The following is an 18,466-nucleotide window of genomic DNA, read 5'->3' as shown; positions in this document are numbered from 1 at the left end:
AGGCATTGCCGGTCCGGTCCGACGCACGGCCGGCGGCAGCGGGCGCAGCATGAAGAAATCCTGAACTTCGGGAAGGAGTTCGCCATGCGAGCCCTCTCAAGCTTTTTGTTCAAGCAGCGCTGCACGGCGGCTGCCATCGGGTTCTTCGCGGCTGCGGCAGTGCAGGCCCAGCCCGCACCGCCGGTGACCATGCCGGCCGAGAAGGCGGCGCCGACGCTGTTGCCGGCCGAAGTGCCGCCCACCAACGCGGCCGTCGGCGCACGCTTTCGCTGCGGCGGCGTCAGCTCGGACGATTCGGCCGCCATGCGTGGCCAGATGAAGGGCCACCCGCTCTCGCTGCTCTTCGCGCAAACGAGCGGCGCCTACCTGGCCGATGTGGATGTCAACATTCAGGGCGGAGAGAACCAGGCCCCGCTCACCTTCCGCGCCGACGGGCCGGTTTGCCTGGTCGATCTGCCGGCCGGCCGCTACACGGTGCAGGCCGTCAGCGGCGGCGTGACCCGCACGCAGCACGTCACCCTGGTTGCCGGTGCGACGAAGACGGTGGATTTCCGCTTCTAAGCCGCGGCCAGCGCCTTCTCGATGTCGCGCGTGATCGACTCGGGCTTGTCGATCGGGGCGAAGCGCTTGATCACCTGGCCGTCGCGGCCGATCAGGAACTTGGTGAAATTCCACTTGATGGCCCGGCCCAGCAGGCCCGGCTTCTGGTCGACCAGCCACTGGTAGAGCGGCGCGGCGCCGCTGCCCTTGACCTCGATTTTCTCCATCATCGGAAAGGTGACGCCGTAGTTCTTGGTGCAAAAGGCGCCAATCTCCTCGTTGTTGCCCGGATCCTGGTTCAGGAACTGGTTGCTGGGAAAGCCCAGCACCGTCAGGCCCTTGTCGGCATAGCGCTCATATAGTTTTTCCAGCCCGGCGAACTGGGGCGTGAAGCCGCACTCGCTGGCGGTGTTCACGATCAGCAGCACGCGGCCCTTGTAGTCGGCCAGCGGCGCAGGCTTGCCGTCGATGGTGCGGGCTTCGAAGTCATAGACAGTGGTCATGGCCGAACTCCTCTAGTGATGCTTATCGCTTCTGGCGATGGCCAGCAGATGTTCGACCTCTTCGGGGTACTTGCGCAAGTTGGTCTGGTGCCAGCGCCGGATGATCCACATGAAGCCCGCCACCACGATGCCAAAGGCGCTGATGGCCGTGTAGGCCGACAGGCCCAGCCCGGTGCAGGCGCTGTAGAAGGCACCCAGCAGCAGGATGCAGGCCTGTTCGTTGAAGTTCTGCACCGCGATCGAGCGGCCCGCGCCCATCAGGTTGTGGCCGCGATGCTGCAGCAATGCGTTCATCGGCACCACCAGGAATCCGCCCAGTCCACCCAGCAGGATCAGGAAGGGCACCGCCACCCAGACGTTGTCGATGAAGTTCATGCCAATCACCAGAAGGCCCATGCCGATGCCCATCGGGATCACGCCGGTGGCCATGTCCAGCCGCATGCGCACCGAAGCCACCACCGCGCCGATGGCGGTGCCGATGGCCACCACGCCGGTGAGCGATGAGGCCTGTGCCGTGTTGTAGTCCAGCGCCAGCGCGGCCCAGGCCAGCACGATGTACTTGAGGTTGCCGCCGGCTCCCCAGAACAGGGTGGTGGTGGCCAGCGAGATCTGGCCCAGCTTGTCGCGCCACAGGCGTGCGTTGCAGTGCCAGAAGTCGGGCAGCAGCGCCAGGAGGTTGCGCACCATGCCGTGCTCGCGGTTGGCGCGCAGCGGCCGCATCTCCACGCCGGTGTGCGGGATGCGGGTGTTGAACCAGGCGGCCAGCATGTACACACTGATCAGCACCGTGATGGCCGATTCGGGCGCGGTGTCGACGCCGGTGTTGACGAGCGGGAAGTCGAAGCTCAGCAGCCGGCTGGACACCGGATGCCCGACCAGGATGCCGCCCAGCACGATGCCCAGGATGATCGAGGCGATGGTCAGGCCCTCGATCCAGCCGTTGGCCTTGACCAGCTGCGAGGCCGGCAGCAGCTCGGTGAGGATGCCGTACTTGGCCGGCGAGTAGGCGGCGGCGCCCAGGCCGACCACGGCATAGGACAGCAGCGGGTGCGAACCGAACAGCATCATCAGGCAGCCCGCGACCTTGATCGCGTTGCTGATGAACATGACGCGGCCCTTGGGCAAGGCGTCGGCAAAGGCCCCCACCAGCGGCGCCAGCGCCACGTAGAAGACTGCGAAGATCGGCACCAGTGCCGCGCGCTGCCATTCGGCCGCCCCCGCACTACGCAAGAGTTCGACAGCCGCAACGAAAAGCGCTTGGTCGGCCAGCGACGAGAAAAACTGGGCCGACATGATGGTGTAGAAACCGCGCTTCATCGATGGGCTGGCTGGCCAGAGGGCTTCTCGTGGCGGTAGTGAATGTCTGTCCCCCATTTGAGGGATTCGCGGTTATAGCATGGGGGTACGGTGTCAAAATGACCGCGTCTTCCCTCATCTTTGTGGAGCTTTTCGCGCCGTGCCACGCCCAATTCTCGCCACCATCCACACCGATTCCTTGCGCCACAACCTCGATCGCGCGCGCCGCGCCGCGGTCGAGTCGCGCGTCTGGGCGGTGGTCAAGGCCAACGCCTACGGGCATGGCATCGAGAACGTGTTCGAGAGCTTTCGCGCCGCCGACGGCTTCGCGCTGCTCGACCTGGACGAGGCCCAGCGCGTGCGCGCCCTGGGCTGGCGCGGCCCGGTGCTGTTGCTCGAAGGCGTGTTCGAGCCGCGCGACCTCGAGCTGTGCTCGCGTCTCGATTTGTGGCACACGGTGCATTGCGACGCGCAGATCGACATGCTGGCCGCGCACAAGACGCAGGTGCCGCACCGCGTCTTCCTCAAGCTCAACTCGGGCATGAACCGGCTGGGCTTCGCGCCGGAGCGCTATCGCGCCGCCTGGACGCGGCTCAATGCCTTGCCGCAGGTGGACGAGATTTCATTGGTGACGCATTTCAGCGACGCCGACGGCCCACGCGGCATCGAGTCGTCGTTGGCCGTCTTCGAGCGCGCCACGCAGGATCTGCCCGGTGAGCGCTCGCTGGCCAACAGCGCCGCCACCTTGCGCCACGCGTCCCAGACCCGCGCCGACTGGGTGCGGCCCGGCATTCTTCTGTACGGCAGCGCGCCCGACTTTCCCGAGCACGACGCAGCGCACTGGCAGCTGCAGCCGGGCATGACGCTGGCCACCCGCATCATCGGCACGCAAGCGCTCAAGCCCGGCGACACGGTGGGCTACGGCTCCAACTTCACGGCCGACGCGCCGATGCGCATCGGCGTGGCCGCGGTCGGCTATGCCGACGGCTACCCGCGCCACTGCGACACCGGCACGCCGGTCTTGGTGGATGGCGTGCGCACCCGCACGGTCGGACGCGTGAGCATGGACATGATCACGGTGGACCTGACGCCGGTGCCCGCTGCCGGCTTCGGCAGCGAGGTCACCCTGTGGGGCAAGGCGAGCAACGGCGCCTTGCTTCCCATCGACGAGGTGGCACAGGCCGCCGGCACCGTGGGCTACGAGCTCATGTGCGCGGTGGCGCGGCGCGTGCCCGTAGCGGTGGACTGAATTAGTTAATACAGCCCGCGCTGGCGCGCCTGCAGCCGTGCCAGCCCCAGCAGCGCATCGGTAAAGGGTGTGGCCACGCCGGTCAGCTGGCCCAGTTCGCGCACCGACGACACCAGCGCATCGAGTTCCACCGCGCGGCCGGCTTCCACGTCCTGCAGCATCGAGGTCTTGAAGGCGCCCAGCTTGCGCGTGACGGCATGCCGGTCTTCCGGGCTTTCGGCGATCGGGATGCCCAGCGACTCGCCGATCTCCCTGGCTTCCAGCATCACGGTGGAGATGAAGCCGCGCACCAGCTCGTCGCCCAGGATCAGGTCGGTGGTGGCGCCGGTCAATGCGCTGATCGGGTTCACCGTCATGTTGCCCCACAGCTTGTACCAGACGTCTTTCTGGATCTGGCGCGACAGCGTGGCGTCGATGCCGGCGCGTTGCAGCAAGGCGAGCAAGGCCAGCACGCGCGGCGTGGCTTCGCCCGAGGGCTCGCCGATGATGAGGCCGTTGCCGAAGTGATGCCGCACCACGCCCGGCGCGTCGAGCGAGCAGCTGCAATGCACCACGCCACCGATGACGTGGCGATCCGGGATCGCCGTGGCGATCGCGCCCGTCGGGTCCACCGCCGACAGCCGCGTGCCAGCAAGTGCGCCGCCGAAGCCGCCTTGCAGGAACCACCAGGGCACGCCGTTCATGGCGACCAGCACCATCGTTTCGGGGCCGAGCAGCGGCGCGATGTGCTGCGCCACGCCAGCGAGCGAAGGCGCCTTCACTGCGACCACGACCAGGTCCTGTTCGCCGAATTCGCCCGGGCTGGCGGCCGCGTTCACCGGCACGCGCGTGCGCACATCGCCACGCATCAGCTGCAGGCCGCCCTGCTGCAAGGCCTCGAGCGTGGCGCCGCGCGCCACCACGTTGATGCGCTCGCCGGCCTGCGCCAGCGCCGCGCCCAGCCAGCCGCCGATGGCGCCGGCGCCGTAGATGCAGACTTTCATTGCTTGTAGCTGCTGTCGATGCGGTCGACCTGGCGCACCAGCGCGTCGAACACGTCCTGGCCGGCGCCATGCGCGGGGTTGAATTGCAGCGCGTCGGCAGTGGCGCGCGCCGCGACGGCCTCGCTCACCGGAATCGGCGCGCCCATGGAAAGCGTGGCCATCTGGATCTCGCAGGCGCGCTGCAAGGTCCACAGCACGGCAAAGGTCTGCGCCACGGTATGGCCCCAGGCCAGCAGGCCGTGGTTGCGCAGGATCACGGCCTGCTTGTCGCCGATGCTCTTGAGCAGGCGCGGGCCTTCGTCGGCATGGATGGTGATGCCCTCGAAGTCGTGATACGCCACCATGTCGTGCAGCTGCGCGGTATAGAAATTGGTCTGCTGCAAGCCGCCCTGCAGGCAGGCCACCGCCACGCCGGCGGTGGTGTGGGTGTGCATCACGCAGTGCGCGTCGGCCAGACCATCGTGGATGGCCGCATGCACCGTGAAGCCGGCCGGGTTCACCGGGTGGGTGGAGCCGTCGAGCACGCGGCCTTGCAGGTCGATCTTCACCAGGTTGCTGGCCGTCACTTCGCTGTAGTGCAGCCCGAAGGGGTTGATCAGGAAGTGCTTTTCGCCGCCGGTGACCGAATCCGGCAGGCGCACCGTGATGTGGTTGTAGATCATCTCCGTCCAGCCCAGCATCGCGAAGATGCGGTAGCAGGCGGCAAGCTGCAGGCGCGCCGCGCGCTCGTCGGGATGCAGGGCGGGATGCGTCAGTGTCGATAGAGGATTCATGGTGTGCGCCTTCCAGCTTCAGCCTTCCGCGGTGAAGCCAACTTCCTTCACGATCGGGCCCCACTTGGCGGTGTCTTTCTTCAAGAGCTCGGTGAGCTCGGCGGGCGTGGAGGACATGGCTTCCAGCCCGAAGGTGGCCAGGCCGTCGATCACGTCCTTCTGCGCCAGCGCCGCCTTGGCGGCCGCGTTGGCGCGCGCCACCACCTCGGGCGAGGCCTTGGCTGGCAGCAGGAAGGCGAACCACTCGCTGTGGGTGGCGTTCTTGATGCCCTGTTCCTCGAAAGTCGGCACGTCCGGCGCGAAGCGGCTGCGTTTGGCGCCCGAGACGCCCAGGATGCGCACCTTGCCGCTGGCCAGGTGCTGGGTGATGTCGCCGATCGGGCCCGACACCGACGACACGTTGCCGCCCAAGAGGTCAAGCATGGCCGGCTGCGTGCCACGGTAGGCCGCGTGCTTCAGGTCCACCCCGCCGCCCTTGCCCAGCAGCGCGCCGATGAAGTGCGGCGTGGAGCCGGCGGCCGGCGAACCGAAGTTGGCCCCTTGGGGGTTGGCCTTGGCCCAGGCCAGGAACTCCGGCACCGACTTCACCGAAGCCGGCACCGCCGGCCCCACCGCAAAGCCAAAGTCGAACTGGCAGGCGATGGTCACCGGGCTCAAGTCCACCATCGGGTCGTAGGGCAGCTTCTTGTAGATGTGCGGGTAGATCGTGAGGATGGAAGTGGGCGTCTGCAGGATGGTGGCGCCGTCGGCCGGTGCGCCCTTGACGAAGCTCACCGCGATCTGGCCGCCGGCGCCGGTGCGGTTTTCCACCACCACGGCCTTGCCGTAGTCGGGCTGCATGCGTGCGGCGACACGCCGGCACAGCGTGTCGGAGGTGCCGCCGGCCGCAAAACCGGTGATGAAGCGCGCGGTCTCGAAGGGGGCTCCGGTCTGCGCCAGCGCATGCTGGCCCAGGCCGGCGAGCAGGGCGGTGGCGCCGCTGTGTTGCAGCAGCTGGCGTCGGGTGAAGTTCATGGCGTTGTCTCCGTTGGTTGGAATGAAGGGCCGGGCCGTCTCAGTAGCCCGCGCTGGTGGGCGTCGCGGAAGTCGTCGTTGTCGCGTCCTTGCTCCCCTTGAACCTGGCAGCCAGCTGCCGGCAGGCGCCGGCCAGCAGCATGGTGTCGATGCCGACGGCCACGAAGCGGGCGCCGGCTGCCAGCCACTTGTTCGTCTGCTCGTCGGTGGTGGCCAGAATGCCCGGCGCCTTGCCGGCGCGCAAGATGCGCGCGATGCCGTCTTCGATGGCGGCCTGCACCTCCGGGTGGCTCGGCTGGCCGGAATAGCCCATGGAGGCCGACAGGTCGGCCGGCCCGATGAAGACGCCATCCACGCCCGGCGTGGCGGCGATCGCGTCGAGGTTCTTCATGGCCTCGGCCGTCTCGGCCTGCACCAGCAGGCACACCTCTTCGTTCGCCTCGTGGATGTACTGCGGGTAGGCCTGCCAGCGCGAGGCCCGCGCCAGGGCGCTGCCCATGCCGCGGATGCCAGCGGGCGGATAGCGCGTGGCCTGCACCAGCTGCGCGGCCTGTTCGGCGGTGTCGACCATGGGCACCAGCAGGGTTTGCGCGCCGATGTCGAGAAACTGCTTGATCAAGGTGCTGTCTCCCACCGGCACCCGCACCACCGGATGCGAGCGCTGCGCCGGCGCCTGCGCTGACCAGGTGCTGGCCACGCCCTGCAATTGCGCGAGCACCGAGCGCACGTCGTTCGGCGCGTGCTCGCCGTCGATCAGCAGCCAGTCGAAGCCGGTGCCGGCCACGATCTCGGCGGCATAGCCATCGGCCAGGCCGACCCACAGGCCGATCTGCGGCGTCTCCGACAGCAAGGCCTTCTTGAAATGGTTGATGGGGGTCTGCATGAGGCTCCTCAAATGAAACGAAAGGCGATCGAACCCAGCGGGCCGTAGTCGGCGTGGAAGGTGTCGCCGGGCCTGGCCGTGGTCGGCCGGGTGAAGGAGCCGCCCAGCACCACCTCGCCAGCTTCCAGGCATTCGTCCCACGGCGCCAGCTTGTTGGCCAGCCACGCCACGCCGGTGGCCGGGTGGTTGAGAACGGCAGCGGCCACGCCGCTTTCCTCGATCACGCCGTTCTTGTACAGGAGGGCGCTGACCCAGCGCAGATCCACCGCATCGGGCTTGACCGGGCGGCCGCCCAGCACGATGCCGGCGTTGGCCGCGTTGTCGGCGATGGTGTCGAAGACCTTGCGCGGCGCCTTCGTGTGGCGGTCGAACTGCTCGATGCGCGCATCGATGATCTCGATGGCCGGCACCACGTAGTCGGTGGCGGCCAGCACGTCGAAGATGCTGACCTTGGGGCCTTGCAGGCGCTTGCCCAGCACGAAGGCCAGCTCCACCTCGACCCGCGGTGCAATGAAGCGCGTGAAGGGAATGTCGCCGCCTTCGGCAAAGAACATGTCGTCCAGCAAGGTGCCGTAGTCGGGCTCGTCGATCTGGCTGGATTGCTGCATGGCGCGCGAGGTCAGGCCGATCTTGTGGCCCAGCACCTGGCGGCCTTCGGCGATCTTGGTCTTGACCCATGCGCGCGCGATGGCGTAGCCGTCCTCGATGCGCATCTCGGGATGGCGCTTGGAAAAGTGCTCCAGCTGCACGCGCGACTTCTCGGCTTCGTGCAGCTCGCCGGCCAGCTGGTGAATGAGGGCTTGGGGCAGCATCTGTTCTCGCTCTACCTGGCGGCGGCAAAGAGCGCGTGCAGGTTGCCGATCTTGCCGTCGTAGACCTGGCCCGGCGCCTCGTCGATCTGCAGCGTGATGCCGACATGCCGCTGGGCCAGCAGCGGCTCGAAGTGCACCTTGGCGCAGGCCGTCAGCGCATCGCCGATGCGCTTCTTCACGGCATCCGCGCGGCCGGCCGCCATGCGCAGGTTGAGGTAGACGAAGGCATGGTCGTCGCTGTCGTCGGCCACGGCGTAGTGCGCGGCCGCAAAGGCCAGCACACGGGTGCCGCCGGTGGGAAAGACCTGCGCGCCGCCGTCGTCGCGCTGCGCCAGCATGGTGTCGGCCAGCGAGCGGCACAGCCGGCCCATGTCGGCCTGCGCTTCGAGGTTGGGCGTGTAGAGGATGACGAGATGCGGCATGGTCGTTGTTCCTTCAAGCGGGTAGCGGCGTCACCGGAAAGATGGCGTTGATCTGCCCCGTGCCCGAGCTGCCGAAGTAGGGCGTGATGATTTCCGCCGGCGCCTCGTAGCGGTCCCAGCCCAACAGGCCCAGCAGCATGGCGGTGTCGTGCATGTCGCCTTCGCCCCAGCACTTGTCGGCGTACATCGGCAGCATGCCGACGAAGGTCTTCCAGTCGCCGGCCTCCCACAGCTGCACCACGCGGCGATCCACCTGTTCCAGGAAGGGGTCGTAGACCTTGTGCATGAACTCGGGCGCGCGGCCGTTGTCGGCGAAGTGATGCGACAGCGAGCCGCTGGCAAACACCGCCACCGTGCCGTCGTAGCGCTCCTCGATGGCGCGCCGCACCGCCAGGCCGAAGCGGGCGGATTCGGTGAGGTCGTGCCAGTCGCACCAGCCGCTGATGCTGATCACTTGGTAGTGCTGGTCGGCGTTCATGTAGCGCATCGGCACCAGCGTGCCGTATTCCAGCGCCAGCGTGGTGTCGCTGTGGGCGCGGCTCTTCACGCCCATCTCGTTGGCCATGTCGCCGATCAGGTGGCCCAGCTTCGGGTTGCCCGGGTAGGCGTAGGGCATGTTCTTGATGAAGTGCGGCAGCTCGTTGCTGGTGTAGATGCCTTCGAACTTGGGGCCGCAGTTGATGTGGTATTCGCTGTTGACCTGCCAGTGCACGTCGAACACGACGATGGTGTCCACGTCCAGCGCGCGGCAGCGGCGGTCGATTTCCTTGTGGCCGTTGATGGCGGCGTCCCGGCAGCCGAAGTTGGGCCCCGGAAACTCCGACAAATACATCGACGGCACGTGCGTGATCTTGGCGGCGAGTGCGAGTTGGCCCATGGTCAATGCTCCGGTACGAAAAGCCCTCCCCTCGAGGGGAGGGTTGGGAGGGGGGAGCTCAGGATGCCCCGAAGGGGCCGGGCATTCATGCCCGGCCCCAATGAGGAATGTGGTGCGAACCCAAAGAAACCGCGACATTCTTCGCCTCGCAAAAGACCTCGTAGCTCCAGGTGCCGCCTTCGCGCCCGGTGCCACTGGCCTTGGTGCCGCCAAAGGGCTGGCGCAGGTCCCGCACGTTCTGGCTGTTGACGAAGCACATGCCGGCCTCGATGGCGGCCGCCACACGGTGCGCGCGGCCGATGTTCTCGGTCCACACATAGCTCGACAGGCCATATTGCGTGTCGTTGGCCAGGCGGATCGCCTCGGCCTCATCGTCGAAGGGGATGAGGCAGGCGACCGGGCCGAAGATCTCGTCCTGCGCGATCTTCATGCGGTTGTCGACGTCGGCAAAGACGGTGGGCGAAACGTAGTTGCCGCGCTGCACCCGCTCGGGCAGCGCAGGCGCTTCCAGCCCGCCGCACAGCAGCGTCGCGCCTTCCTTGGGGCCGAGCTCGATGTAGCTGCGCACCTTGGCCAGATGCGCCTGCGAAATCATCGGGCCGACGATGGTCGATTCGTCGAGCGGGTCGCCCACCTTGATTCGCTGCGCCCGCTGTGCGAACTTCGCCGCAAAGTCGGCATAGACGGACTTGTGCACCAGGATGCGCGAGCCGGCCGTGCAACGCTCGCCGTTGTTGCTGAAGATCATGAACACGGCGGCATCGAGCGCGCGCGCCAGATCGGCGTCCTCGAAGATCACGAAGGGGCTCTTGCCGCCCAGCTCCATGCTGAACTTCTTCAGGCCCGCGGCGCGCACGATGCGATGCCCGGTGGCGGTGGAGCCGGTGAAGGAGATGGCGCGCACATCGGGGTGCGCCACCAGCGGCTCGCCGGCGTCCTTGCCGTAGCCGTGCACGATGTTCAGCACGCCGGCCGGAATGCCCGCCTCCAGCGCCAGCTCGCCCAGGCGCGCGGCGCTGAGCGGCGAGAGCTCGCTCATCTTCAGCACCGCCGTGTTGCCGAAGGCCAGGCAGGGCGCAACCTTCCAGGTGGCCGTCATGAAGGGCACGTTCCAGGGGCTGATGAGGGCGCACACGCCCACCGGGTGGAACAAGGTGTAGTTCAGGTGCGTGGGTGTGGGGTAGGTGTGGCCGTCCACCCGCGTGCACATTTCGGCGAAGTAGTGGAAGTTGTCAGCCGCACGCGGCACCAGCTGCTTGCCGGTCTGCGCGATCACCTGGCCGCAGTCATCGGTCTCGAGCTGCGAGATCTCGGGCACGTGCTTCGCGATCAGGTCACCCAGCTTGCGCATCAGCCTGGATCGCTCGACCGCGGGGGTGCCGGCCCACTTTGGAAAGGCGTCCTTGGCCGCTGCAACGGCGGCGTTGACTTCCGCTTCGCCACCCGCAGCGACTTCGGCCAGCACCTCTTGCGTGGCTGGATTGAGGGTCTCGAAATAGTGCTCGCCGGCCACGCGCTGGCCGCCGATGAGATGGTCGATTCTGTTCATGGTGCCTGTTGGATGGTGTTGACCAGCGCGCCGATCTGCTCGATCTCGGTGACCACGACGTCGCCGGGCTGGCAATCGACCACGCCGTCCGGCGTGCCCGTCAGGATCAGGTCTCCGGCTTGCAAGGTCATGAATCGGCTGAAGTACTCGATGAGAAAGGGCACATCGAAGATCATGTCGCGCGTGTTTCCCGATTGCGTGACGGCGCCATTGACGGTGGTGCGCAGCGCCAATGCCTTCGGGTCGGGCACGTCCCTGGCGTCCACCCGCCAGGGACCGATGGGCGTGCAACCGTCGCGGTTCTTCACGCGCAGGTTGGGCCGGTACCAGTTCTCGAGGTAGTCGCGGATGGCGTAGTCGTTGGCCACGGTGTAGCCGCCGACGTAGTCGTAGGCATCGCTGCGGCGCACGCCCTTGGCGGCCCGGCCGATCACTACCACGAGTTCGCATTCGTAGTGCATGAACTTCACGCCGGGCGGGCGGCGCGTGAACTGCCGATGGCCGATCAGCGTGCCTTCGCCCTTGACGAAGACCAGCGGCTCTTCCGGCGCCTTGAAGGCCAGCTCCTTCGCATGGTCGGCGTAGTTGAGGCCCAGGGCGAGGATGGTGCGTGGGCGCGGCGTGGGCGCCAGTGGCGGCAGCCAGTCGACAGCATCGAACGCGACAAGGCGGCCGTCTCGAAGCAAGAGCTGGCCATCGCGCTCGGTGGCCTCGTGCAGCTGGCCGTCCAGCAGGATGCGGGCGTGCTTCATGCTCGTGCCTCCGCCAGCGTGTTGCTCAGGGTCTCAAAGCCCGGTGCGACGATGTCGATGCGGTCTCCCGAGCGGGCCAGCGGCCGGCCGGCATGGCAGCCCAGCATCAGCACGTCGCCGGGTGCGAGGGTCATGAATTCGCCCACGTCGGCCAGCAGCTGCGGTGCGCTGCGCATCAGCTGCGAGAAATCGGCGCGCTGGCGCAGCGCGCCATTGATGCGCACTTCCAGCGTGAAGCTCGCCGGGTCGCCCCCGGTGCGCAGCGTCGGGCCGATGCCGAGGAAACCGTCGACGCACTTGAAGCGCACCGGCGGCCGGAAGAAGCTGGCATGCGGGATCGACAGGTCGTTCATCGGCACGTAGCCGGCCACGCGGCCGCCTTCGCCCAATACCATCGCGATGGTGGCGCCGACCTCGACCTCGGCCACGCCGCTGGGCAATGCAATGGCGCCGCCGTGCGGTGTCCAGGTGTTGGCGGTCTTCACGTAGAGCACCGGCGCCTTGGGCGGGGCCTGGTAGGGCGGGGCGCTCATCTGCTGCGACATGGCCTCGACTTCAGCACGGAAGTTGAGCAGCACGCCATAGACAGTGCCTTGTGGAATGAAGCTCACGGCGCCTCCAATGCAATGAGTTCGTCCAGCAACGTGTACAGCTGCGCCAGCTTGGCCTTGCCCAGCGACGCTTCCAGCCAGCTGTAGTGCGATTCGATGGTGGAGGACAAGCGTCGGACCAGCTTGCGCCCATCGGCGGTGGCCTCGACCACGGTGCGGCGCGCATCCTGCGGATCGCGGCTGCGCGTGATCAGGCCGTCGCGCTCCATGCGCGCCAGCACGCCGGTGAGGCTGGGGCCGAGGATGAAGGCTTCGCGCGCCACGCGGCCGGTTTCGACCGCGCCGTGTTCGCCGAGCACGCGCAGCACGCGCCACTGCTGATCGGACAGCGCATGCTCGCGCAGACTGGGCCGCGTGTGCGCCATCACGGCTTCGCGTGCCTGCAGGAGCAGGCGCGGCAGATTGCGGTGGACGAAGGGGGTGCCCATGTGGAGTTGCGGGAGTTGCGAGTGTCGCCTAGTTATTTAACATGTTAAATGATTAAGGAAGGTTCCTGCAAGGGGATCCACCCGAAGCCAGGGGCGCACTGCCTACACTCGGCACATGGCCAAGGAAAAAAGCATCTTCGTCTGCAGTGAATGCGGTGGCACCAGCCCGAAGTGGCTGGGCAAGTGCCCCAGCTGCGACGCCTGGAACACGCTCGTCGAACAATCGGCGGCGTCCACCGGCGCATCGGGCGGCAACAACCGCTTCGGCACCACGCAGTTCGCTTCGCTGGCCGGCGCATCCGAACTGATGCTGCTGTCCGAGATCGAAGCGGTGGACGTGGCGCGCACCCCCACCGGGCTGGACGAGCTCGACCGCGTGCTGGGCGGCGGCATCGTCGCCGGCGGCGTCACCCTGATCGGCGGCGACCCGGGCATCGGCAAGTCCACGCTGCTCTTGCAGGCGGTCGATGCGCTGCAGCGCGCCGGGCAGAACGCGCTTTACGTCACCGGCGAGGAAAGCGGCGCCCAGGTGGCGCTGCGCTCGCGCCGGCTCGGCCTCGCGCAATCGCAGGTGCAGGTGCTGGCCGAGATCCAGCTGGAGAAGATCCTGGCCACGCTCGATGCCTCGCGGCCGGCCATCGCGGTGATCGACTCGATCCAGACTGTGTATTCCGACCAGCTCACTTCCGCGCCGGGCTCGGTGGCCCAGGTGCGCGAATGCGCGGCCCATCTCACGCGCTTTGCCAAGACCAGCGGCACGGCCGTGGTGCTGGTGGGCCACGTCACCAAGGAAGGTGCGCTGGCCGGCCCGCGCGTGCTGGAGCACATGGTCGACACGGTGCTGTACTTCGAGGGCGACACGCATTCGAGTTTTCGCCTGGTGCGCGCCATCAAAAACCGCTTCGGCGCCGTCAACGAGATCGGCGTGTTCGCCATGACCGAGCGCGGCCTGAAAGGCGTGACCAACCCGAGCGCCATCTTCCTTTCGCAGCACAGCGAGCCGGTGCCCGGCAGCGTGGTGCTGGTCACGCTGGAGGGCACGCGCCCGATGCTGGTCGAGATCCAGGCCCTGGTCGACAACGGCGGGCCCAGCCCGCGCCGCCTGTCGGTGGGCCTGGACCGCGACCGCCTGGCCATGCTGCTGGCGGTGTTGCACCGCCATGCCGGCGTGGCCTGCATGGACCAGGACGTGTTCGTCAATGCCGTGGGCGGCGTTCGCATCGGCGAGCCGGCGGCCGATCTGGCCGTGATGCTGTCCATCACCTCCAGCCTGCGCGGCAAGCCCATGCCCAGGGGCTTCATCGCATTTGGCGAAGTGGGCCTCGCGGGCGAAGTGCGCCCGGCCCCGCGCGGGCAGGAACGCCTGCGCGAAGCCGCCAAGCTGGGCTTCTCGGTGGCCATCGTGCCGCGTGCCAATGCGCCGAAGAAGGGAGCCCGCGAGTTCGAGGGGCTTGCCATCCATCCTGTCGATCGCATCGAAGAGGCGATGGACGTGGTGCGCAGCCTGGCCTGACCGGCCCCGCCGGCGCTTGCCTGGCGCTGGCCTGGCGCTGGCTCGGCACTTGATCGAAAACCAAAAGGCGGGTCGAATCGCACCCGCCTGAACCCATGGAGAGCCTATGCAGCTGATCGTTTCGGCCGGCGCGATCGCGGTCATCGTCCTTTGGGGCCTCGTCTCGCCGGTCACGCTGGGCAGCTTCTTCAACGCGGCGCTGGCCAGCATCACGCACAACATCGGCTGGTTCTACCTGTGGCTGGTGCTGGGCCTGGTGCTGCTGGCCTTCTTCCTGGCCTTCAGCCGCTTCGGCGACCTGAAACTGGGCGACGTCGACGACGAGCCCGAGTTCTCGCTGCATGCCTGGTTCGCCATGCTCTTTGCCGCCGGCATGGGCATCGGCCTGGTGTTCTTCGGCGTGGCCGAGCCGGTGTCGCACTACGGCACCCCGCCCGAGGGCGTCGCGGCCCACACGCCCGAATCCGCACAGGTTGCCATGCGCTACGTCTTCTTCCACTGGGGCCTGCATCCCTGGGCCATCTACGGCGTGGTGGGCCTGGCCATTGCCTTCTTCACCTTCAGGCGCAAGGCGCAGCCGCTGGTCAGCTCGGTCACCGAAGCGCTGCCCTGGAAGCTGGTGCACAAGCTTTCGCCGGCCTTCAACGTGCTGGCCATCGTGGCCACGGCCTTCGGCGTGGCGGCCTCGCTGGGCGTGGGCGCCACGCAGATCAACGGCGGGCTGCACGCGGCCTTCGGCCTGGAGGTGAGCGCGGTCAACCAGGCCATCATCATCGTGGTCACCACCATCCTGTTCCTGACCTCGGCGGTGACCGGGGTGGAGCGCGGGGTGAAGTACCTGTCCATCGGCAACCTGGTGCTGGCGGGGCTGCTGGCCCTGTTCGTGCTGCTGGTGGGCCCGACCATCGCCATCATCGACACCTTCACGGTGACGCTGGGTTCCTACCTCTCGGAGTTCGTGCGCATGAGCCTGCGCATGACACCCTTCCGCGACAGCACCTGGGTGGGCGACTGGACGATCTTCTACTGGGCCTGGTGGCTGGCCTGGTCGCCTTTCGTGGGCCTGTTCATCGCGCGTGTTTCCAAGGGCCGCACGATTCGCGAATTCATCATGGGCGTGGTGCTGGCGCCGACCCTGGTGGGCTTCATCTGGTTCGCCATCTTCGGCGGCACCGCGCTCAACCTGGAGATCTTCCACAACGTGCCGCTGGCTGCCGCGCTGAAGGACAACGTGGCCACCACCATGTTCGTCATGTTCAACGCGCTTCCGGCCAGTGGCCTGCTGTCGATCGTCGCCACCATCCTGGTGTTCGTCTTCTTCGTCACCTCGGGCGACTCGGCCACCCTGGTGCTGGGCACCATGAGCACCGGCGGCGACCCGAACCCGCCGGCCAAGGTGAAGATCATCTGGGGCGTGCTGGTGGCCGGCATCGCACTGAGCCTGCTGCTGGCCGGTGGCATCCAGGCGGTGCAGGCCGCCACCATCGTGTTCGCGCTGCCCTTCTCGGTGGTGCTGCTGCTGATGGCCATTGCACTGGTGATCGCGGTGCGCGAGGACTGGCATGCCGAGGGCGCGCGCGAACGCCACCTGCACAAGAAGCTGCGCGAATGGGTCGGCAAGGAAGACGCGGCCGGTGCAACAACGGCGAGCGACAAGGCGCAGCCGGCCGACCAGCTGCCGCCCAAGACACCCCTGTAGCCCGGCGCGGCGACAATGCGCGCCATCATGAAATTTCGAAAAATCCTGGTTCCCGTGGTGGGCGTTCTGCTCATCGCCGGCGCCTACCGCGCCTACGGCTGGCCCGGCGTGGCCCTGGTTGCCGGCGCCTTGCTGATGTTCCTGCTGCTGCACTTCAACCGCACCATGCAAGTGCTGCGGCGTGCCGCCAATCGGCCCATCGGCAGCGTGGCCAGCGCCGTCATGCTCAATGCCAAGTTGCACGCCGGCCAGACCTTGCTGCACGTGATTGCGCTGACCCGCGCCCTGGGCGAGTTGCGCTCGCCCAAGGACGAGCAGCCGGAGCACTACCGCTGGACCGATGCCGGCGGCTCGTACGTCGACACCGAGTTCCAGGACGGCAAACTGCGCAGCTGGACGCTGACGCGGCCGCAGGCGGCCGAATCGTCCGACGCCGCCTAGCGCCTGGACCTCAGAAGGGCGCTTCTTCCTCTTCCTGCGCAGAAGCGGCGGCCGGTGCCGTTGCCGGCGTCATGGGCGCGTCCTTCGCGTCGTCCAGCGCGGCGGTCATGACCTCCTGCTCGCCGCCCAGCGCCTCCAGCAGCGCCGGCAGCAGCTGGCCCAGCTCGCCGGTGGCGATCGCCACGTCGGCATCGAAGTCGTCTTCCTTCTTGTCGCCGGGGGCGGCCGAGTCGGTGCCTTCCAGGAACACGATCTTGCGCAGCTGCATGCCTTCGGTGAGCTCGAAGGACACGCGGTCGTCCCAGGTCATGGCCAGGCGGGTCGGGCGCTTGCCGGCCTCGATGTGCGCCCGCACCTCGTCGATGTCCAGCGCGTGCTTGGCGTAGCGCACCACCGATTTCGATTCGTCGGTGGCCTTGAGCTCGCATTCGCGGTCGATCGTGAATTCGGCCGGCGGCTCCTGGCTGTGCAGCCAACCCGACATGGCGGCGGCCGGTTCGATCTGGGTGTGGATCAGCGCCACGCCGAAGCTGCTGAGCGCCTGCACCAGGCTGCTCACCACCTCGTCGGCGCGCGCGGCATTGGTGGCGTTCACCACCAGGCGGCGGTTCTCGCGGTCGATCCAGACGGTCACGCGGGCGTGGCGGCTGAAGGCCATGGGCAGAAGCTCGCGCGTGATGTCTTCCTTGAGCTCCTTGCTCTCCTTCTTGCCGGGCTTGCGGCCGGTGCTGGCCTCGATCTGCGCCAGCCGCTCTTCCAGCTTGCGGCGCACCACCGAGCCGGGCAGGGTCTTGGCCTCGATCATGAATTCCAGGATCCACTGGCCGTCGATGGATTCGACCAGCGGGCCGTGCTCGTCGCCGCGCGGCGGCACCCAGCCGACGGACTTTTCCTGGCTGGCGCCACAGGGCACGAAGCGCAACGGCTGCAGCGCGGTTTCGGCCGCCATCAGGTCCTGCGACCAGGCGGGTTCGATGCGATAGACGATGACGTTCTTGAAGACGGACACAGATCCCCTTTACTTTCTTTCTCTCTCGGCAGCGGCGAAAGACAGGCAGACAACAAACAAAAAGGCTGCCATTGTCACTGCCCCGGGCCCAGTCCAGTGACGAGCGCCGTGACAGGACGTGTCGTCTTAAAATCTCCGCCTTTGCGACTTTCCCACTCCAAGGACAACACATGAGCGCGCTTCCCTCGATGGCCGACCGCGACGGCAAGATCTGGATGGACGGTGAACTCGTGGAATGGCGCGACGCCAAGATCCACGTGCTGAGCCACACGCTGCACTACGGCTGCGGCGCTTTCGAAGGCGTGCGGGCCTACAAGACGGAGCAGGGCACGGCCATCTTCCGCCTGGAAGAGCACACCGATCGCCTGTTCAACAGCGCCAAGATCCTGCGCATGAAGCTGCCCTTCAGCAAGGAGCAACTGAACGAAGCGCAAAAGGAAGTCGTGCGCGCCAACAAGCTGGAAAGCTGCTACCTGCGCCCGCTGGTGTGGATCGGCTCCGAGAAGCTGGGCGTCAGCCCCAAGGGCAACACCATCCACGCGATGGTCGCGGCCTGGGCCTGGGGCGCCTACCTGGGCGAAGAGGGCATGAAGCGCGGCATCCGCGTGAAGACCTCCAGCTACACCCGCCATCACGTCAACATCACCATGACGCAGGCCAAGGCGGTGAGCAACTACAGCAACTCGATCCTGGCCAACATGGAAGCGCTGGACGACGGCTACGACGAGGCGCTGCTGCTCGACGCCTCCGGCTTCGTCTCCGAAGGCGCGGGCGAGAACATCTTCGTGATCAAGGGCGGCGTGGTCTACACCCCCGACCTGTCGGCCGGTGCGCTCAACGGCATCACGCGCAACACCGTGATGCACATCTGCCAGGACCTGGGCCTGGAGCTGGTGCAAAAGCGCATCACGCGCGACGAGGTCTACATCGCCGACGAAGCCTTCTTCACCGGGACCGCCGCCGAAGTCACGCCGATCCGCGAGCTCGACCGCGTCGAGATCGGCGCCGGCTCGCGCGGCCCGATCACCGAGAAGATCCAGAGCGCCTTCTTCGACATCGTGAACGGCCGCAACCCCAAGTACGCCCATTGGCTGGCGAAGGTCTGAGCACAA

20 protein-coding genes are annotated in these 18,466 nt (G+C 67.3%); 6 read left to right on the top strand and 14 right to left on the bottom strand.

What is annotated here, in order from left to right; all coding sequences use genetic code 11:
* Positions 1-84 precede the first annotated feature (84 nt).
* A complete protein-coding gene (locus ACIPRI_RS05890; protein WP_446620485.1) occupies positions 85-561 on the top strand; it encodes a carboxypeptidase-like regulatory domain-containing protein in 477 nt (158 codons plus the stop codon).
* On the opposite strand, the gene ACIPRI_RS05885 is transcribed toward ACIPRI_RS05890, so the two are convergent.
* Together ACIPRI_RS05885 and lplT are read right to left on the bottom strand one after the other, a co-directional pair.
* Positions 558-1,043, bottom strand: a complete 486-nt coding sequence (locus ACIPRI_RS05885; RefSeq protein WP_446620484.1) for a glutathione peroxidase — start codon at positions 1,041-1,043, stop codon at positions 558-560. The two genes, ACIPRI_RS05890 and ACIPRI_RS05885, sit on opposite strands and share 4 nt — an antisense overlap.
* A gap of 12 nt (positions 1,044-1,055) precedes the next feature.
* A complete protein-coding gene (gene lplT / locus ACIPRI_RS05880; protein WP_446620483.1) occupies positions 1,056-2,360 on the bottom strand; it encodes a lysophospholipid transporter LplT in 1,305 nt (434 codons plus the stop codon).
* Positions 2,361-2,499: 139 nt separating this feature from the next.
* On the opposite strand from lplT, the gene alr reads away from it, so the two are divergent.
* Entirely contained in the window at positions 2,500-3,588 is a 1,089-nt protein-coding gene (gene alr / locus ACIPRI_RS05875) for an alanine racemase (protein WP_446620482.1), read from the top strand.
* Positions 3,589-3,593: 5 nt separating this feature from the next.
* Here alr and ACIPRI_RS05870 read toward each other — a convergent pair whose 3' ends face one another.
* From ACIPRI_RS05870 to hpaR, 11 genes are all read right to left on the bottom strand, one after another.
* Positions 3,594-4,571 (bottom strand): 2-dehydropantoate 2-reductase, encoded by a 978-nt coding sequence (locus ACIPRI_RS05870; protein WP_446620481.1) that lies wholly within the window; start codon positions 4,569-4,571, stop codon positions 3,594-3,596.
* Positions 4,568-5,344, bottom strand: coding sequence for a class II aldolase/adducin family protein (locus tag ACIPRI_RS05865; protein ID WP_446620480.1), 777 nt, complete (start codon positions 5,342-5,344; stop codon positions 4,568-4,570). Before ACIPRI_RS05865 ends, ACIPRI_RS05870 begins: the two co-directional genes overlap by 4 nt.
* 18 nt (positions 5,345-5,362) lie before the next feature.
* Positions 5,363-6,358, bottom strand: a complete 996-nt coding sequence (locus tag ACIPRI_RS05860) for a Bug family tripartite tricarboxylate transporter substrate binding protein (RefSeq protein WP_446620479.1) — start codon at positions 6,356-6,358, stop codon at positions 5,363-5,365.
* Between the two features lie 40 nt (positions 6,359-6,398).
* Positions 6,399-7,241, bottom strand: coding sequence for a 4-hydroxy-2-oxoheptanedioate aldolase (gene hpaI / locus ACIPRI_RS05855; protein ID WP_446620478.1), 843 nt, complete (start codon positions 7,239-7,241; stop codon positions 6,399-6,401).
* Between the two features lie 8 nt (positions 7,242-7,249).
* Positions 7,250-8,053: a 2-oxo-hept-4-ene-1,7-dioate hydratase gene (hpaH, locus tag ACIPRI_RS05850; protein ID WP_446620477.1), complete on the bottom strand. Its 804-nt coding sequence runs from the start codon at positions 8,051-8,053 to the stop codon at positions 7,250-7,252.
* Between the two features lie 11 nt (positions 8,054-8,064).
* Positions 8,065-8,475, bottom strand: coding sequence for a 5-carboxymethyl-2-hydroxymuconate isomerase (locus ACIPRI_RS05845; RefSeq protein WP_446620476.1), 411 nt, complete (start codon positions 8,473-8,475; stop codon positions 8,065-8,067).
* A 13-nt stretch (positions 8,476-8,488) separates the two neighbouring features.
* The gene (hpaD, locus tag ACIPRI_RS05840; RefSeq protein WP_446620475.1) at positions 8,489-9,352 is read right to left on the bottom strand and encodes a 3,4-dihydroxyphenylacetate 2,3-dioxygenase; all 864 of its coding nucleotides are present in this window, start codon (positions 9,350-9,352) and stop codon (positions 8,489-8,491) included.
* A gap of 85 nt (positions 9,353-9,437) precedes the next feature.
* Entirely contained in the window at positions 9,438-10,901 is a 1,464-nt protein-coding gene (gene hpaE / locus ACIPRI_RS05835) for a 5-carboxymethyl-2-hydroxymuconate semialdehyde dehydrogenase (protein ID WP_446620474.1), read from the bottom strand.
* A complete protein-coding gene (locus ACIPRI_RS05830; protein WP_446620473.1) occupies positions 10,898-11,653 on the bottom strand; it encodes a fumarylacetoacetate hydrolase family protein in 756 nt (251 codons plus the stop codon). The genes hpaE and ACIPRI_RS05830 overlap by 4 nt, the downstream gene beginning before the upstream one ends.
* Positions 11,650-12,264: a fumarylacetoacetate hydrolase family protein gene (locus ACIPRI_RS05825; protein WP_446620472.1), complete on the bottom strand. Its 615-nt coding sequence runs from the start codon at positions 12,262-12,264 to the stop codon at positions 11,650-11,652. Before ACIPRI_RS05825 ends, ACIPRI_RS05830 begins: the two co-directional genes overlap by 4 nt.
* On the bottom strand, positions 12,261-12,692 hold the full coding sequence (gene hpaR, locus ACIPRI_RS05820) for a homoprotocatechuate degradation operon regulator HpaR (RefSeq protein ID WP_446620471.1): 432 nt from the start codon (positions 12,690-12,692) through the stop codon (positions 12,261-12,263). The genes ACIPRI_RS05825 and hpaR overlap by 4 nt, the downstream gene beginning before the upstream one ends.
* A gap of 115 nt (positions 12,693-12,807) precedes the next feature.
* On the opposite strand from hpaR, the gene radA reads away from it, so the two are divergent.
* The 3 genes from radA (at position 12,808) to ACIPRI_RS05805 (ending at position 16,345) form a co-directional block, all read left to right on the top strand.
* A complete protein-coding gene (radA, locus tag ACIPRI_RS05815) occupies positions 12,808-14,205 on the top strand; it encodes a DNA repair protein RadA (RefSeq protein WP_446620470.1) in 1,398 nt (465 codons plus the stop codon).
* 106 nt (positions 14,206-14,311) lie between these two features.
* Positions 14,312-15,904, top strand: coding sequence for a BCCT family transporter (locus ACIPRI_RS05810; protein ID WP_446620469.1), 1,593 nt, complete (start codon positions 14,312-14,314; stop codon positions 15,902-15,904).
* 27 nt (positions 15,905-15,931) lie between these two features.
* Positions 15,932-16,345 (top strand): glycerate kinase, encoded by a 414-nt coding sequence (locus ACIPRI_RS05805; protein WP_446620468.1) that lies wholly within the window; start codon positions 15,932-15,934, stop codon positions 16,343-16,345.
* Between the two features lie 10 nt (positions 16,346-16,355).
* Here ACIPRI_RS05805 and ACIPRI_RS05800 read toward each other — a convergent pair whose 3' ends face one another.
* Positions 16,356-17,354: a recombination-associated protein RdgC gene (locus ACIPRI_RS05800; RefSeq protein WP_446620467.1), complete on the bottom strand. Its 999-nt coding sequence runs from the start codon at positions 17,352-17,354 to the stop codon at positions 16,356-16,358.
* A 170-nt stretch (positions 17,355-17,524) separates the two neighbouring features.
* Here ACIPRI_RS05800 and ACIPRI_RS05795 point away from each other — a divergent pair, with 170 nt between their 5' ends.
* Positions 17,525-18,460 (top strand): branched-chain amino acid transaminase, encoded by a 936-nt coding sequence (locus tag ACIPRI_RS05795; protein ID WP_446620466.1) that lies wholly within the window; start codon positions 17,525-17,527, stop codon positions 18,458-18,460.
* Positions 18,461-18,466 lie beyond the last annotated feature (6 nt).

The organism is Variovorax sp. LARHSF232 (assembly GCF_052871435.1).
Note: the sequence above shows the minus strand (reverse complement) of the source record. Positions and strands in the feature narration are given on the sequence as shown.